This is a genomic window from Terasakiella sp. (genome assembly GCF_048267425.1).
GTDB lineage: Bacteria > Pseudomonadota > Alphaproteobacteria > Rhodospirillales > Terasakiellaceae > Terasakiella.
The window spans coordinates 1-15,174 of record NZ_JBLWXN010000002.1; the positions used below are offsets into that span (position 1 = coordinate 1).

Annotated in this window: 17 protein-coding genes; 8 read left to right on the top strand and 9 right to left on the bottom strand. The window is 46.4% G+C overall.

Annotation, left to right across the window (positions count from 1 at the left end; translation table 11 throughout):
* The coding region (locus ACN0VA_RS03170) for a DUF4347 domain-containing protein (RefSeq protein WP_417819743.1) at nucleotides 1-1,140 on the bottom strand (1,140 nt) is incomplete at its 3' end.
* Nucleotides 1,141-1,420: 280 nt separating this feature from the next.
* Here ACN0VA_RS03170 and ACN0VA_RS03175 point away from each other — a divergent pair.
* Genes ACN0VA_RS03175 through ACN0VA_RS03185 form a run of 3 tightly spaced genes read left to right on the top strand, consistent with a single transcriptional unit; the run spans nucleotide 1,421 to nucleotide 3,586 of the window.
* Nucleotides 1,421-2,110 (top strand): phage tail protein, encoded by a 690-nt coding sequence (locus tag ACN0VA_RS03175; protein ID WP_417819744.1) that lies wholly within the window; start codon nucleotides 1,421-1,423, stop codon nucleotides 2,108-2,110.
* Between the two features lie 50 nt (nucleotides 2,111-2,160).
* Nucleotides 2,161-2,868 carry a phage tail protein gene (locus ACN0VA_RS03180; RefSeq protein ID WP_417819745.1) on the top strand — a complete coding sequence of 236 codons (708 nt, stop codon included), beginning with the start codon at nucleotides 2,161-2,163 and terminating at the stop codon, nucleotides 2,866-2,868.
* A gap of 25 nt (nucleotides 2,869-2,893) precedes the next feature.
* Nucleotides 2,894-3,586 carry a phage tail protein gene (locus ACN0VA_RS03185; protein WP_417819746.1) on the top strand — a complete coding sequence of 231 codons (693 nt, stop codon included), beginning with the start codon at nucleotides 2,894-2,896 and terminating at the stop codon, nucleotides 3,584-3,586.
* 46 nt (nucleotides 3,587-3,632) lie between these two features.
* Here ACN0VA_RS03185 and ACN0VA_RS03190 read toward each other — a convergent pair whose 3' ends face one another.
* Nucleotides 3,633-4,910: a serine dehydratase subunit alpha family protein gene (locus tag ACN0VA_RS03190; protein ID WP_417819747.1), complete on the bottom strand. Its 1,278-nt coding sequence runs from the start codon at nucleotides 4,908-4,910 to the stop codon at nucleotides 3,633-3,635.
* A gap of 343 nt (nucleotides 4,911-5,253) precedes the next feature.
* Between ACN0VA_RS03190 and ACN0VA_RS03195 the strand changes: the two genes are divergently transcribed.
* The 3 genes from ACN0VA_RS03195 to ACN0VA_RS03205 are packed head-to-tail and all read left to right on the top strand — an operon-like array spanning nucleotide 5,254 to nucleotide 7,450.
* Complete coding sequence (locus tag ACN0VA_RS03195) at nucleotides 5,254-5,979, top strand: phage tail protein (protein WP_417819748.1); 726 nt, start codon at nucleotides 5,254-5,256, stop codon at nucleotides 5,977-5,979.
* Between the two features lie 49 nt (nucleotides 5,980-6,028).
* Complete coding sequence (locus ACN0VA_RS03200; protein WP_417819749.1) at nucleotides 6,029-6,745, top strand: phage tail protein; 717 nt, start codon at nucleotides 6,029-6,031, stop codon at nucleotides 6,743-6,745.
* A gap of 27 nt (nucleotides 6,746-6,772) precedes the next feature.
* Nucleotides 6,773-7,450 carry a phage tail protein gene (locus tag ACN0VA_RS03205; RefSeq protein WP_417819750.1) on the top strand — a complete coding sequence of 226 codons (678 nt, stop codon included), beginning with the start codon at nucleotides 6,773-6,775 and terminating at the stop codon, nucleotides 7,448-7,450.
* An 83-nt stretch (nucleotides 7,451-7,533) separates the two neighbouring features.
* Here the strand turns inward: ACN0VA_RS03205 and glnA are convergent, their stop codons facing one another.
* The gene (gene glnA, locus ACN0VA_RS03210; protein ID WP_417819751.1) at nucleotides 7,534-8,955 is read right to left on the bottom strand and encodes a type I glutamate--ammonia ligase; all 1,422 of its coding nucleotides are present in this window, start codon (nucleotides 8,953-8,955) and stop codon (nucleotides 7,534-7,536) included.
* A gap of 63 nt (nucleotides 8,956-9,018) precedes the next feature.
* Nucleotides 9,019-9,357, bottom strand: coding sequence for a P-II family nitrogen regulator (locus ACN0VA_RS03215; RefSeq protein ID WP_188661310.1), 339 nt, complete (start codon nucleotides 9,355-9,357; stop codon nucleotides 9,019-9,021).
* A gap of 537 nt (nucleotides 9,358-9,894) precedes the next feature.
* Between ACN0VA_RS03215 and ACN0VA_RS03220 the strand changes: the two genes are divergently transcribed.
* Nucleotides 9,895-10,269 carry a hypothetical protein gene (locus ACN0VA_RS03220; RefSeq protein ID WP_417819752.1) on the top strand — a complete coding sequence of 125 codons (375 nt, stop codon included), beginning with the start codon at nucleotides 9,895-9,897 and terminating at the stop codon, nucleotides 10,267-10,269.
* Here the strand turns inward: ACN0VA_RS03220 and ACN0VA_RS03225 are convergent.
* Together ACN0VA_RS03225 and ACN0VA_RS03230 are read right to left on the bottom strand one after the other, a co-directional pair.
* Complete coding sequence (locus ACN0VA_RS03225) at nucleotides 10,266-10,466, bottom strand: hypothetical protein (protein WP_417819753.1); 201 nt, start codon at nucleotides 10,464-10,466, stop codon at nucleotides 10,266-10,268. The genes ACN0VA_RS03220 and ACN0VA_RS03225 overlap by 4 nt on opposite strands.
* A 14-nt stretch (nucleotides 10,467-10,480) precedes the next feature.
* The gene (locus ACN0VA_RS03230) at nucleotides 10,481-11,002 is read right to left on the bottom strand and encodes a hypothetical protein (protein ID WP_417819754.1); all 522 of its coding nucleotides are present in this window, start codon (nucleotides 11,000-11,002) and stop codon (nucleotides 10,481-10,483) included.
* 164 nt (nucleotides 11,003-11,166) lie between these two features.
* Here ACN0VA_RS03230 and ACN0VA_RS03235 point away from each other — a divergent pair, with 164 nt between their 5' ends.
* Nucleotides 11,167-12,084: a metal ABC transporter solute-binding protein, Zn/Mn family gene (locus ACN0VA_RS03235; RefSeq protein ID WP_417819755.1), complete on the top strand. Its 918-nt coding sequence runs from the start codon at nucleotides 11,167-11,169 to the stop codon at nucleotides 12,082-12,084.
* A gap of 135 nt (nucleotides 12,085-12,219) precedes the next feature.
* Here ACN0VA_RS03235 and ACN0VA_RS03240 read toward each other — a convergent pair whose 3' ends face one another.
* From ACN0VA_RS03240 to ACN0VA_RS03250, 3 genes are all read right to left on the bottom strand, one after another.
* Complete coding sequence (locus ACN0VA_RS03240) at nucleotides 12,220-12,420, bottom strand: hypothetical protein (protein ID WP_417819756.1); 201 nt, start codon at nucleotides 12,418-12,420, stop codon at nucleotides 12,220-12,222.
* Between the two features lie 175 nt (nucleotides 12,421-12,595).
* Nucleotides 12,596-13,606: a type I glyceraldehyde-3-phosphate dehydrogenase gene (locus ACN0VA_RS03245; protein WP_417819757.1), complete on the bottom strand. Its 1,011-nt coding sequence runs from the start codon at nucleotides 13,604-13,606 to the stop codon at nucleotides 12,596-12,598.
* A 97-nt stretch (nucleotides 13,607-13,703) separates the two neighbouring features.
* A complete protein-coding gene (locus ACN0VA_RS03250; protein WP_417819758.1) occupies nucleotides 13,704-15,062 on the bottom strand; it encodes an alanine/glycine:cation symporter family protein in 1,359 nt (452 codons plus the stop codon).
* Nucleotides 15,063-15,174 lie beyond the last annotated feature (112 nt).

Consider the following 15,174-nt stretch of genomic DNA (forward strand, 5'->3'; position numbering starts at 1 on the left):
CCCTGCAGAAGCATCATATGTTGCAGAGGTAATCGCGGGATCTGTCGGTGCCGCTGTAAATACGATCGTGTCCACACCATATGAAACCGGTGAAGTACTGGTAATGGTAAAAGAAGTAATCCCCGTCAATGAACTTAAATCAACCGTTGTACCAGTGTTATGATCAACACTCGTCGTTACGGCACTGCCTGTGTTAGGCGTAAAAGTCCAGTTGGTCGTTGTTGTCTGAAAAGTATCAATCGCCCGCAAACTTGTTAAATTCACAGCTGCACTAAAAGTAAACGTCATACTGGTTGCGGTTTGTTGATTAAAATGAGCAACAGCAGCATTGCCCGAAGACCCCCCAAAACCACCACCATCGAGAAAGCTAACATTCACCCCTTCACTAGACGTTATGGTAACGGTTATCCCACTGACTGTTGAGGTAACGTTTGACCCATTATCCACGGCATTCGTAAAATCAAATGTCGCCAGATCATGTTGGTAATTTTCCTGTGCGCTTAACGAAATGCCCAGCGTGGTTTCAATCTGACCGGTTTTGGCTTCCAACGCCCAATCGCCACTTGCCCCGGTTGCATCATCGGATGCAGCAATATCTGCGCCTGTTACATCGGCAAGACTGCCGATAAACGTCGCACCGACAGACCCGGTTCCAATGTTACAGCCATAAAGTAAAATATCGCCATCATCGCTTAGGGATTGCCCGATAATTTCCAGTGCATCGCGATTTTGTTCAATCGTCGCGCTGCTCAAAGAACTCGTCCCCAAAAGGACTTCGCCTTGCCCCCCGTGGGAGATTACATGAACAGCAGAAAGGTTGGAACGAGCGGACAAGGCCGCAGCCATTTGGTCCAAACCGTTTTCATCGCCATTTAAAACAACATATTCCGCATCGGCATCTAAACCGGCGATCAACTGGTCATAATCAGCAACATTCGAATCGATAAAATAAATTTCTTTTACAGCTGATGTATCACTACCGTGCGAGGATTGAATCGCCTTGGCCTCTGTATCTATCGCATTTTGTTCAGCAACTTCCGCACCGGTGGCAACACCCGCCGCATCAAACATAAAACGCTGTTCCAGCGCCACGGCTAAAGGCTTTTTCCCCATCATCAAGGAACCATTATATTTTGACATATTATTCACTGCCTCCGTCGAATTGTTTTACGACACGCCTGATGGTCCGAGAAAACGGAAGACGCACAACTTTATGTATAGATTGTTTCTTCCACGATTGTCAATCAATCTTCAAAAAGTAGTATTTATATTTTTACAATAAAAACAAGTTATTAATATTTTTCTTAGAATAAGAAGTCTAATTAAAAATTTATGTTTGATTGTTTCTTAAAAAGAAATACCATTTTAAGGCAATTTGATTTTAAAACTTATTAAATATTACACCACTTAGGAGGGTAAGATGAGTTTCAAGAAGGCAGCATCAGTTGCTGCGATCACATTTTCGTTCATGTCGGGGTTGATAACCAGCGCCCCGGTTCATGCGGCCTCACCCAACTCTTATATCGGCACTATTTTTGCGACCGGGGCGCAGTTTTGCCCGCGCAATACGCTGGAGGCCAACGGGCAACTATTAGCAATTTCAGACTTTGACGCCTTATATTCAGTCATCGGATACGCCTATGGCGGGGATGGACGCACCTCTTTCGGCTTGCCGGATTTACGTGCGCGCGTCATCGTCGGCGTTGGAACTGGCCCCGGCTTGTCCCCAACCCCGCGCGGGCTTAAAAACGGGCAACAATTCATTACATTGACTTCCGCAAATCTGCCGTCCCACACCCATACAAGTACATTCGATCAGGTGCCTCAAACAGCCTTTGCGGCCTCTGCCAACAACGCAAGCCATGCAACCCCTGCGACCCATGATTGGATCGCCACAAAAAAACAAGGTTTTGCAACACAAAATTCATACATTGCACCGGCTGACAAAGGCACAACGGCCAAAGTTGTCGCATCTAATACCGCGTCATCGACTGGCGGGACCGTCACTCTTGATAACGCAGGTACCAGTACGCAAATGGGGATCAATACACCCAGTATTGTCATACGTTACTGCGTTGTGACCAAGGGTATCTATCCCCCACGTACGTAAACGCATCCCTGCACTTTTCCCATCTGATCATTTTCAAGAGGATCACTTTAATGTTTTCCAAAAATATCATAAAACCATTTGGTCTTGCCGTAGCTGGCCTGCTCGCAAGTACACATCTGACCACCGCAGCCTACGCTGATTGTGAACCAGACCCTTATGTCGGCAGCATTTGCATGACAGCGGCTTCCTTCTGCCCAGATCAATATTTCACCCTTGGCCCTGTCCAATATATAAGCGTCAATCAACAACAGATGCTTTTTTCTTTGTTGATGGATACTTATGGCGGAAACATGCGTACAGACTTTGGCCTGCCTGCCACCGCAGGCCGCGTCTTGCGTTCCGAAGGCTCCCCTCCTGGGTTAGTAGCCGTCCAGCAAGGCATGATATTCGGTTCAACCCATGTCTATATGACAGAAGACTCTATGCCCACACACACACATACAGCCACTTATGCACCGTTTGGTGCAGATGGTCCTGGGTTACAGGTCTCCACCGAAAATGGAACCAAACCAACCCCTGCCGCAGGGGATTACATGGCGGTTTCAAACCGCAATGGCACACAAAGCAAAAGCTTTATTGCCGCAGGCAGTGCGGCTCCCACAGCCGACATCAGCGGTGGTTATATTTCAGACCTCCCGCCAGCACAATTAATTGAGATATCTGAAACGGGTGGTGATGGTGCCATCCCCATTTCGCCGCCGCAACTCGGCATGCGCTATTGCATCGCTTACGACGGTGTATATCCGCCACGCTCTTAAACAGTCAAAGATTTGGAAGAAGATTATGAAAAAACTGAACTTATATAAATCCATTCAAACGGCTGCTTTTTTGGGCGGCAGTGTCCTCACCTTGACATTGGGCAGTGAAACGGCACAGGCCTGTAGCGATGACGCATATCTAGGCAGCGTATGCGTAACCTCAGGCAGTTTTTGTCCGAAAAATTTCTCCCCTGCTGAGGGACAAGTTTTGACCATCTCCAGTAATCAGGCCCTGTATACCTTACTCGGCAATATGTATGGCGGCAACGCACCGACAACCTTTGCCTTACCGGATTTGCGCAGCAGGACCCCGGTTGGCATCGGTGGTAGCTTAGACCTCAAACAAGGTCAACGTTACGGTCAGGAAACCGTCACGCTCACAGTCGGTCAACTTGCCAGCCATACTCACGATGCAACCTTCACACCAGACACCACCGGCCAATTTAGCGTAAAGGCCTCGAAAAATGCAGCCCTAAAAGAAATTCCGTCCAACGGCGATATGTTGGCAACGCCACCTGTCAACGGATATATCTCTAACGGACAACAGGGCTCACCAGTTATGTTAGGTGGGGCAACAGTCAGCCCATCGGCAGGCAGTGTTGTGCAAATTGCCAATGCGGGATCAGCACCCCCAACCCCTATCAGCGTGATTGATCCACAAACTTCGGCGCAATATTGCATCAAAATGAAAGGGATCTACCCGCCTCGTCCGTACTAAGTACGTTTTAAGCCCTGCCAGATCAAACGGCAGGGCTTTTCTTTTTTTAATCCAGCATCATATCAATAATAACTTTATCCGTTTCACGCATACCGTCACGCCCCAGTTTGGCAACGTTGGCGATTGTGCTTTCTATGTCGCCCTTCACAATGCCTTCGCCATCCTTAAAATGGCGGCCTTGTTTCGCCATATGAAAACCAAGGATCCCAGCCTCCACCGATGCGGCGATTTTAGACGCACAGGCCGGTTTTGCACCATCACATATAATTCCTGACACAGACCCTAAGCTGTTGATCAGGGTTTGGTTGATCACCTCGTGATCCGCATCATGCAACCATGCAATCCCGGCTGCAGCTGCCGCCCCGGCACTCACCACACCGCAATAAGCCGACAACCAGCCAATTCCCGATTTCAAATGTACGGCAACCAGATTGGAAACAACCAAGGCCCGTAATAATTTTTCATGGCTCACGCCTAATTCTTTGGCATATTCAATCACCGGAACCGAGACTGTTATGCCTTGATTGCCACTGCCTGTCACAATCATCACCGGTAACTCGCATCCGCTCATGCGGGCATCAGACCCGGCAGAAGCACGCGCTTTTGCCCGTGTTTTAACATCCTCCCCCCAAACCTGCATCAAGGTTGCGCCAATATTAGCTCCCCACTCCCCCTTCAAGCCTTCATCAGCGATTTGACTGTTGTAGGTAATTTGTTGTTCAAGAAGATCTTGACTGTCCGCAATCTCAACGGATTGTGCAAAATCAAGAATAGATTCAATACTTAAGCAGCCTCGATCTGTATGGTTTGTACCAACAGAAACATCGGATACATCTTTTTTAAACAAGATCTCGTCATCTTTGGTGATCAAAACGATGTTTGTATGATAACGTGAAATCTGCACCGTTGCCTTGGACTTCACCCCATAAACCGTAACGATCATGTCAAATGTATGTTCACTGTCCAGCGATTTAACATCAATCTTGTCACTGTTCAGATAGTCTTGAACTTCACCGTATCGACTTGATTGCACTCGACTTAAAACTTGCAAACCTTGATCCGCATCCCCGGCAATAATCCCGGCAGCAGCCGCAGCACCAATCCCCTTAAGTCCGCCCGTATTCGGCACCACGACGCTTTTAGAATTTTTGATCAAGTTTGCCGTCACCTGAAGATCAACCTTTTGCGGCAACTCCGCCAAAACCGCGCGCGCCTTGGATGCCCCATAAGCAATCGCAATCGGTTCTGTACATCCCATCGCAGGGATCAATTCTTCTTGAAGGATTTTAAGGTGTTGAGAATAGCAGGTATCATCATTTTTCATTAGAGTATGCTTTCTTTTAGAACAGCTTTTAACTTGCATAAAGAATACCGCAACCTTTCGAGTAGAATTTCCTTTTTTTCCAGTGATTTATATATTCATTAGGTAATTTTACTATTTTTATTTTTAATACTAGAAAATATTTTCATTTCATCTTCTCGTGTAATTGTTATCTATACCCCTCTCAATCATGCATAACACACTTATAATTTCTACCTTGGATTGTTTAATCTTTTATTAAAAAGATAAAAAAGAGTATTTCTGTTTAATAGAAAGGCAAAATTGCCTAGTCTCTTAATTGTTAAAAAGAACTCATCTCGAATTTGAAACAAATAAGGACCTTGTAATGAAATATTCCACTGCCAGTTGCTTTTCAGCACTGACTCTTGTGCTGGCAACGGGTTTGCTCCCGCCATCTACAGCGCAGGCCACATCACAAAACACATATATGGGCACTATTTTTTATACAGCCGCCAACTTTTGCCCCCAGTTCTCGTTACCCCCCAACGGGCAAGTTCTCGATATCGTTCAATTTCGTCGACTTTATTCCCTTATCGGAAACACTTATGGCGGAAATGGTATTACAGAGTTTGCCCTACCTGATTTGCGTGGGCGCGCTATTGTAGGCGCAAGCCGGATGGGAACTCCAAATGGGCTCCCCCCCAAACCTTTTGGATACAAAGGGGGGCAAACCTCAATACAGTTAGAAACAAAAAATTTACCCGCCCATCGTCATAACGCCACCCTTAAAAATCAAAACGAAGCCTTTCGCACTGAATTTTATGTATCAACCGAAACCGGATCAGAACCGGCTTCCACGCCGGATACTTGGTTGGCCCGTAAAAAACAGGGATTCTCCAATTTAGACTCGTATATACCCGCAAATGAGGCAGGTAAAACAGCCAAGGTTTCTACCACACACAACCCGTCCCCAACTTTGGGAGAGGTTAGCCTACAGCCGGCAGGAAAGGACTTGCCCTTGCCCTTAAGCATCAACACCTCAAACATCGTCTTGCAAAGCTGCATGGTTGTAACAGGACCGGATTATCCCACCAGACCAAATGAAAATTGATCCGCAAGATATATTTTCTCCATCAATCACTCTTTTAAAGAGGTTACTTATGCATTTCAAAACCATTCTTAAATTTGGGGGACTTACTCTATGCGGCTTAATCGCAAATGCATTTCCCTTATCATCCCCTGCCCATGCCAGTTGTTCCCCTGAGCCCTACCTTGGAACAGTCTGCATTACCGCTGCCGTCTATTGCCCGCGCGGATATATTGAACTTGGCCCAAGCAAAACCCTTTCAAATCATAGCAGTGAATTTCAAGATTTATTCTCTCTTATCACTACGATCTATGGCGGGGATTTTCAAAACACGTTCAAAACACCGGAAACCGCAGGGCGTATCCTGCGTTCCCCTGGGCATGGACCTGATTTAGAACCGGCAACATTGGGGGATCTTTCAGGTTCCGCTTCTACTCGCATACTGTATGATAATATGCCCTCACATACACATAATGGAACGTACTCCCCATATAAATACGAACGTCCACATATAAATGTATCAACCGAGAACGGCACCAAATCCACACCGGAAGAGGGTGATTATCTCGCCGTTTCCAATAAAAATGGCAATCAAAGTAAAAGCTTTACCCAAGCAATGAGGATGGAACATGGCACCGCCATTGCGGGAAGTCATATCACCAGCCAACCGGCATCATCCGATTTGATTGTAGAACAAACTGGAAACGGACAATCCATTCGAACAGTCCCCCCCCAATTAGGTTTACGGTTTTGCCTCGCCAATATGGGTTACTGGCCACCTCGCCATTAGTAGAATTAAATTTTTCGGATATAAATTATGACACGTTCTTTCACACAAATGGCACGCTGCACCGGTATTGCACTCGGTTTTAGTAGCCTTGCTTTCTTTACATCATCGCATTCTGCATTCGCTTGTGCCGAAAATGACTATATTGCCAGCATTTGCGTAACATCCAGCAATTGGTGCCCCGATACTTACGTCCCCGCTGCCGGGCAGTTGCTCCCCATCCAGGATTATTCCGCTCTCTTTCAAACAATGGGGACAACATATGGCGGTGATGGACGCAGCGTTTTCCGCTTACCAGACTTACGTTCCAGAACAGTTGTTGGCATTGGCGGCCCCCTCAATATTAAACAAGGCCAGATGCTGGGTAGCGAAACGGTCACGCTGAAGACAGAAAATCTCCCACCTCATACTCATGAAGGTGAATATACAAGTAGCGGATCTTCCGCTCACATTGATGTCCATGTCTCGCAAACTCCCGCAGAAAAAGAAATTCCAGAAGATGGCGACATGCTTGCGCAACCACCCTTATCTGGCTTTGTCTCCAACCAAAGCGAAGAAAATCTTGTGAAACTGGGTGGTGTTCATCAACCCGTTTCCGCCCCTACAATCCAAGAAACAGGCATTGGAATTCCAATCGACATCACCAACCCGGAAATAGCTGCTTTATATTGCATTAAGATTAAAGGCAATTTCCCCCCACACCCCTGAAAACAAAAAAGGAGGGAGGCCTCTCAGCCTCCCTCCCATATTTCGCAATCAGGAACAATGATCGCCCCCGATTTGTACCCGTATTATGAAGAATAATACATTTTAAATTCGATCGGGTGCGGGGCGTGTTCGAAGTTATAGACTTCTTCCCACTTGAGATCGAGGTAGCCGTCGATCATGTCGTCATCCATGACGCCGCCTTTTTTCAGGTATTCGCGGTCGGCATCCAGTGCTTCCAGAGCTTCGCGCAAGGAACCTGCAACTGTCGGCACTTCAGCCAATTCTTCAGCCGGCAGATCATAGAGGTTTTTATCCATTGCTTCACCCGGGTGGATTTTGTTCTGGATACCGTCAAGGCCAGCCATCATCATGGCAGTGAAGGCCAGATACGGGTTCGCAGTCGCATCCGGGAAACGGATTTCAACACGCTTGCCTTTCGGGCTCGGTGAGAACGGAATACGGCAAGATGCAGAACGGTTACGCGCAGAGTATGCCAACAGAACCGGTGCTTCGAAACCCGGGATCAAACGCTTGTAAGAGTTTGTAGACGGGTTGGTGAAGGCGTTCAAAGATTTCGCATGCTTGATGATACCACCGATGTAGTACAGGCACATGTCGGACAGGTCTGCATAACCGTTACCCGCAAAGAGCGGCTTGCCGTCTTTCCAGATAGACTGGTGTGTGTGCATACCGGAACCGTTGTCACCAGAGATCGGTTTCGGCATGAATGTTGCCGTTTTACCGAAGCTGTGTGCAACCATGTGAACAACGTATTTGTAAGTTTGTACGTTATCAGCTGTTTCGATCAGTTTACCGAACATCATGCCCAGTTCGTGCTGAGACGGTGCAACTTCGTGGTGGTGTTTGTCCATCGGAAGGCCCATTTCCTTCGCGATTGTGACCATTTCTGCACGCAGGTCTTGTGCAGAGTCAACCGGCGGTACCGGGAAATAGCCGCCTTTAACGCCCGGACGGTGGCCTGTGTTGCCTTCGTCGAACTCTTTACCGGTTACCCACGGACCTTCATCAGAGTCGATTTTGAAGCCAGTGTCGTGCATTTCGTTGGAATAACGCACATCGTCAAATACGAAGAATTCCGGTTCTGCACCGAAATAAGCCGTGTCACCGATCCCAGCAGATTCCATGTAAGCAACGGCTTTTTTCGCGATTGAACGCGGGTCACGGTTATAAGGCGTCCCTGTAGACGGCTCGTAAATGTCGCAGTTTACGATCAGGCACGGCTGCGCAGAGAACGGATCGATAATTGCAGAGGTCGGGTCAGGGATCAAAGACATGTCTGACTCGTTAATTTCCTTCCAGCCTTCGATGGAAGAACCGTCGAACATGATACCATCTTCGAAATCGCTTTCAGACAGTACGTCCGCACACATGGTCAAGTGCTGCCATTTGCCGCGCGGGTCTGTGAAACGCAGGTCGATATAGTCGATTTCGTTTTCTTTACAGACTTTGAAGATATCTTCAGGAGTTTTGCAATCCAAGGGCATAATGCTTCCCTTCCCTTACTTACTTGGTTGTGAAAAAAAGATTTAGATATTCCAAACGAAGGCTTAAACGGCTTCCGGTCCGGTTTCCCCGGTACGGATACGGATAGCTTCTTCAACAGTGGAAATAAAGATTTTGCCATCCCCGATGCGACCGGTGTGTGCGGCCTGCTGGATGGCTTCAACGGCGCCCTCCACCATAGCATCGTCAATGACGAGTTCGATTTTTACCTTCGGCAAAAAGTCAACGACATATTCTGCGCCACGATACAGTTCTGTGTGACCTTTCTGACGACCGAAGCCTTTTGCCTCGATTACCGTGATGCCTTGCAGTCCGACTTCATGGAGTGCTTCTTTCACTTCATCCAGTTTAAACGGCTTGATAATGGCTTCGATTTTTTTCATCAGCAGACGCCTCTTTTATGTCTTACAGTAAACTCTAACTTCCCAAATGAAATGCATTTGCGGTGTCACACCTGCACTTCTGTCGCAACATATAAAGCATAGATCATGCCAACTTTAAAAACCGGAGAAAAACAAGTGTTTCCGCACTTTTACGGCCTCCCTTCACATCAATTGCCTCATTTTTGAACAATCTATAAGCTTAAAAAACAGCCAGTTGATTATTTTTTAATCAGTACATGATATAAAAACCATAACTAGAATATGTCTTTTCCCGGTCTCGTTTCGACTTTGTCCCACATCGTAATCTGGATTGCAGTCGATCAGAAACGAAAAAATAAAAACTATATAAGTTAGGCCCAATTCATTGATATATAACAATTATATTCCCGATCTTAAATCCTATCTTTTGGGAAAATTCTAAATCGGTCCAACGACTCGCACGTTCAAGAAGACAACTCGATTATTGCATAAGCATACTGGAACGCTTAAAAAGTTATGGGGCATCAAACAGGTGCCTAACTCTTAGGCGGAAGTAAGATGATGACTCATATAGACAAATTCAACGATTTGCCCAATCCAAATGGTGAAATCGTGGATTTATATTTGTTCGGCTGGTTTGACGATAAAGGTACTACAGGCGACTACGGATTAAATGTCGCACCGGCGCACAAAACATTTCAAACGCTGATAACCACAACCTATATGTTTCAAAGTGAACCGGCTTTCACACTATGCTGTCGGCCCTTTAAGATGTCGCAGGCACAGTTTGAATATCTGCAAGAACATGATTTGGACACACAGGATTTTCTCTCAAACCTAGGCCCGTTGCCGGATATCGTCTTTAGCGTAAACCTATCCCAACACAAAGACGTCAACAGTGCGCTCGCCGCCGTAAGTGATCTGGCTTTTTAAACGCTATATTTTAGGCCAATCATACCTGCAGATTTACGCAATTGAACGGGGTCGTGCAAACTGGGTATACGCATGCCAAACTCATAGATAGTGCCTTTGACATGGCGTACGCACAGCCCCTTTGCTTCAGCCTCTTTTACAAAGGCTTCTATTTTATCGGGCTGAATGGCAATTTTTCCGAAAGATTGATAATTCATAACGCGTTTATAAGTTATTTTTTCTTTTTGAGCTCTTTAATTTTAGTCAAGCGTTCATCCGAAATCGCGTTGAAACGGTCGATCGCCCCGTAAATTTGTTCACCAATGGCCGTAATGCGTTGTTGACGATTATCTTTCGCATCCATATGGGTTTTGAACAAATAGTTGGCGTCTTCTTTTGGCAAACTGAACATTTCCATCTGCATCATATCTTGTAACGCCCTCTCAAATTTCGGGACTTTACGAATACGGTTATAGCTGCGGAATTTCTTATGTTCATATACAAAATCCATCTTGTCTTTTTGCATGACAATACAGATTTTTGCCGGTTTTCCAGCTTGCAATTCATCCAGACACGCTTGTGAAGTCTTATCAAATTGCACAACCAGCCCCTTCATACGATCGGCTTCGGCCTGCATTTCCTGAAGATGGACCATATATTCACCAAGCTTCTTATCATAAGCCGGATCCGCATGAGCAACTGTCGCTAAAAAACAACCTGCCGCAGCAAGGCAAAAGACCTGTTTCTTCATCATTTCATCCTATATTCAGACGCGTTTAGGCTTGTCTAATCGCAAAATGTGGCAAAGCCGTGGTCATGTCTGTCGTCATTAAAAAATCTTCCAGACTGATGTAAGTCAATGCTATCGCCATAAGACTGCTGCAAGGTGTGTCACCGTTTACATGAAGGAAACTTAAGATGTTCTGGCGCAAATCACTCGTTATCGCAACCGCTCTTGTCGGTGTTCTCTCGACCTCCACGGTATATGCTGCTGAAAAAACAGAAGTTATCGCAACCATCAAGCCAATCCATTCGTTACTGTCTAGCCTGATGAAAAACGTCGGCACACCTATCTTGTTAATTAAAGACAAAGTGCCCTTAAATTACACGCCAAGTGAAGCCGACCTGCAGGAATTGAAAAAAGCCGACCTTGTCGTCTGGATGGGACCGGAGCTGGAACAATCCCTGAGCACAACGTTAAGCAACAGCAAAAATACTTTTGAAATGCTGTCCTATTCCGATTTCAAGATTTTACCACAGCGAAATAACGAGAATCGTCGCGACCCATATATGTGGCTGGATGTCCGCAACGCAGAAGTTATGATTGATGCCCTCTATGAAAATCTGGTGAACGTCGATCCCGCGCATGAAAAACAATATGCTGAAAACCGCACAACTGTAAAACGTGACATCGCCGCCTTGGATCGCCAATTTGAATTCGGCTTTCGCGCCATTGCCGCCGGGCAATCGTGGCTGTACCACGATACCCAGCAATATTTCGAACAATCTTATGCGTTTAAGGTCCGTGATATTCTTGCCACAAATCCCGGTGACGAAGCAGACATGGCCAACATGTTGACTTTGCGCACAAAATTAAACGATATGGGACCAGTTTGTTTCTTCACAGAAGAAGGATTGACCGACAAAAATCTCTCATTTGCGTTGGATGGGTCCGATACAAAAGTCGCAACCTTGAAATCCTATGGCTTAAGCTTTAAGGCCGGTCCGAATTTGTATCAAGAAATGATGCAATATAACTTCGATACCATTGCCAACTGTTTCAAAAATATCGGCGCAACATACGTCGAGCCGACTAAAAGAAAAAAGCCCGAATAGCAAGATACCCAACGTAGATTAATTCTGTTGCGGCGATAAGGGCCATAAAGGCAAGAAGGTATTTATTAATGCTCATATGGTCATTTTCGCCGTTTTTTTTTTCGACGTACTTGAGGCTGGTCAACCGAGGAAAAGTCATTCAGCCAAATTCATCGTAATGGATCGGTTATTCCCCTTCTGCGTATGACGCGACGTTTTGAAATAATCCGGTTTGGGAAACATATGCTTTTCCCAATTTTGTGAAATCAGCGATAGCTTGTCACAAATCACAATTCGCTTTGTTGTCTCCGCTTGTGGCATAGAGGAAGCTCCCTCTGTCGTCGTCTTATCCGTCATGGCAAGGTTCCCTGTCGTAACTTTCCTGCTTATGACAATTCAAGAACCATACCAACACAGTAAAAACTTTAACTCTTTGTTAATAAACAAAACTTGTAAAGTGTTCTTGCATACAGATTAAAACAGCGGAAAAAATCACCGCCCTTATGCGGAAATATCTACCTATTTTCCAACCTCAAAGGTTCAACCAATGGCGGGACACATCAAGCATCCTGTTTGCAAATCCCCACTCATTATCAAACCAGCAAAACAGCTTGAGCATCCGCTTGGAATTTACTTTGGTCTGTGAACCGTCCACCACACATGATAAAGGTGAATGATTAAAATCGACCGATGCATGCGGTTCTTCCGTATATCCCAGAATATGCGATAAAGTTCCCCGGCTTAAGTCCGCGAACAAGTCATTCACCTCTTCGACACTCACGTCATTTTTCATGTTCAAGGACACATCCAGAACGGAAACGTTCTGTGTCGGCACACGGATATGCAGGCAATCGAATTTGCCTTGCAAATGCGGGAGCATTCTTTCAATACCGCGCGCAAGTGAGGTATCGATTGGAATAATGGATTGCAACCCGCCCCGGCTGAGGCGCAAGTTACGCGCGTTAGAACTATCAATAATCGGTTGGTCATTCATCGCGGAATGAATGGTGGTCGTCATCCCGTTTTCAACCCCCCATTTTTGATCCAGCGCCTTCAAAACCGGAACGATACAGTTTGTTGTGCAGGAGGCAGCAGAAACAATACGTTGTGTGTTATTCAGAACCTCATCATTCACCCCGTAAACAACCGTGGCTTCGACTTCGGGCAAGGCCGGTTGGGAAAACAGCAATCGTTTCGCCCCAGCATCAAGATAGCGTTGCGCCTGTACAAGATCACCAAATGTACCACTGCATTCCAAAACCAGGTCGATTTCCAAATCCTGCCAATTCAGGTCTGCCGGATCCTCGGTATTTGAAACACGAATAACATCGCCATCTACGATCAAGTTGCTATCGCGATGTTCCACACAAACCGGAAAACGCCCGTGGGTCGTATCGTAACGCGTCATATAGGTCAGGGTCTCAATATCACTCAGACTATTAATGGCGACAACCTGCATGCCCCATTTGTCTTTACTTTCGTAAAGGGCACGCAAAACAGCCTGTCCAATCCGGCCATAGCCATTTATTGCAATACGATACATGTTCCTGTTTCCTTAAACCCAAAAGACCCACCGACATCATAGTCAGTGGGCCTTTTTTCTCAATCCCTAACCAAAAGGATTTTCAAGTCACTGCTATTTAATCGTTTTTGTGACGCTCAAAATAGGCTTGCGTCATTTTGAAAACAACCGGACTTAAAACCGCAATCGCAATCAAGTTCGGCAAGGCCATCATGGCATTCAGCGTATCTGCCAATAACCAGATGAAATCAAGGCTGACCGTTGCCCCCAAGGGGACAGCCAAGACCCAAACAATACGGTAAGGGACAATTGATTTCACACCGAACAAATATTCCACGCAGCGTTCACCATACAAGGACCAGCCCAAAATGGTGGTAAAGGCAAAAACCGCCAATGACACGGCAACGACATAATTACCTGCCCCCGGCAACGCATCGGCAAAGGCCGCTGATGTCAAGGCCGCACCGGATTCACCCGATGTCCACAGACCGGACGTCACAATCACCAGACCGGTAATCGTACAAACAATAATCGTATCAATGAAGGTACCGAGCATGGCAATCAAGCCTTGGCGAACCGGGTCTTTCGTTTGCGCAGACGCATGCGCAATCGGGGCAGACCCAAGGCCAGCTTCGTTGGAAAAGACACCGCGCGCCACACCAAAACGGACCGCTGCCCAAACAGCTGCGCCGGCAAAGCCGCCTTCCGCAGCATGACCTGTGAAGGCACTTTCAAAGATCAGACCAAATGCATGTCCCAGTTGATCGGCATTGATAAACAACACAACCAATCCCACCAGAATATAGGCCAGCGCCATAAAGGGAACCAATGCCCCAGCCACAGAACCGATCCGTTTGATCCCGCCGATCAAAACTGCACCGACCAAAATCATCACGATAAAACCGGATACCAGCGGTGGAATGGCGAAGTTCGTTTCAATCACTTGTGCAATGGAATTGGATTGTACACCGTTACCGATGCCGAAACCGGCCACAGCACCAAACAAGGCAAACAGGGTGCCTAACCACGCCCATTTTTTACCCATACCGTTTTTGATGTAGTACATCGGACCGCCAACATGGTTGCCGTCTTCATCAACTTCACGGAAGTTCACCGCCAAAACGGCTTCTGAATATTTGGTCGCCATCCCGACAAGGGCGGTCATCCACATCCAGAACAAAGCACCAGGTCCGCCAAGGAAAACGGCGGTTGCCACACCGGCAATATTCCCGGTCCCGACGGTTGCCGCCAAGGCTGTCATCAAAGCCTGATAGGGCGGAACTTCGCCATCGTTTTCTTCACCGCTGCGTGCACGCACACCGCCAGCCAATAATTTAAAGCCTGTCCCCAACTGCAAAATCGGCATCAATTTCAAACCGATACTCATGAACAGGCCAACACCTAAAATCAGGATCAGCATCGGCCAACCCCAAACAATTCCGTTAATATCACCTATTATGGAAGTTATTGTTTCCATTATTTAAAATCCTCTCTCTGTATATGAAACGTTTTTGTTTTTATTGGGGCTTTATGACTAGATTTTGTTCGCCCGGAAAAAAAGTGTAATTTTATTATCTTTTAAAAAGGCT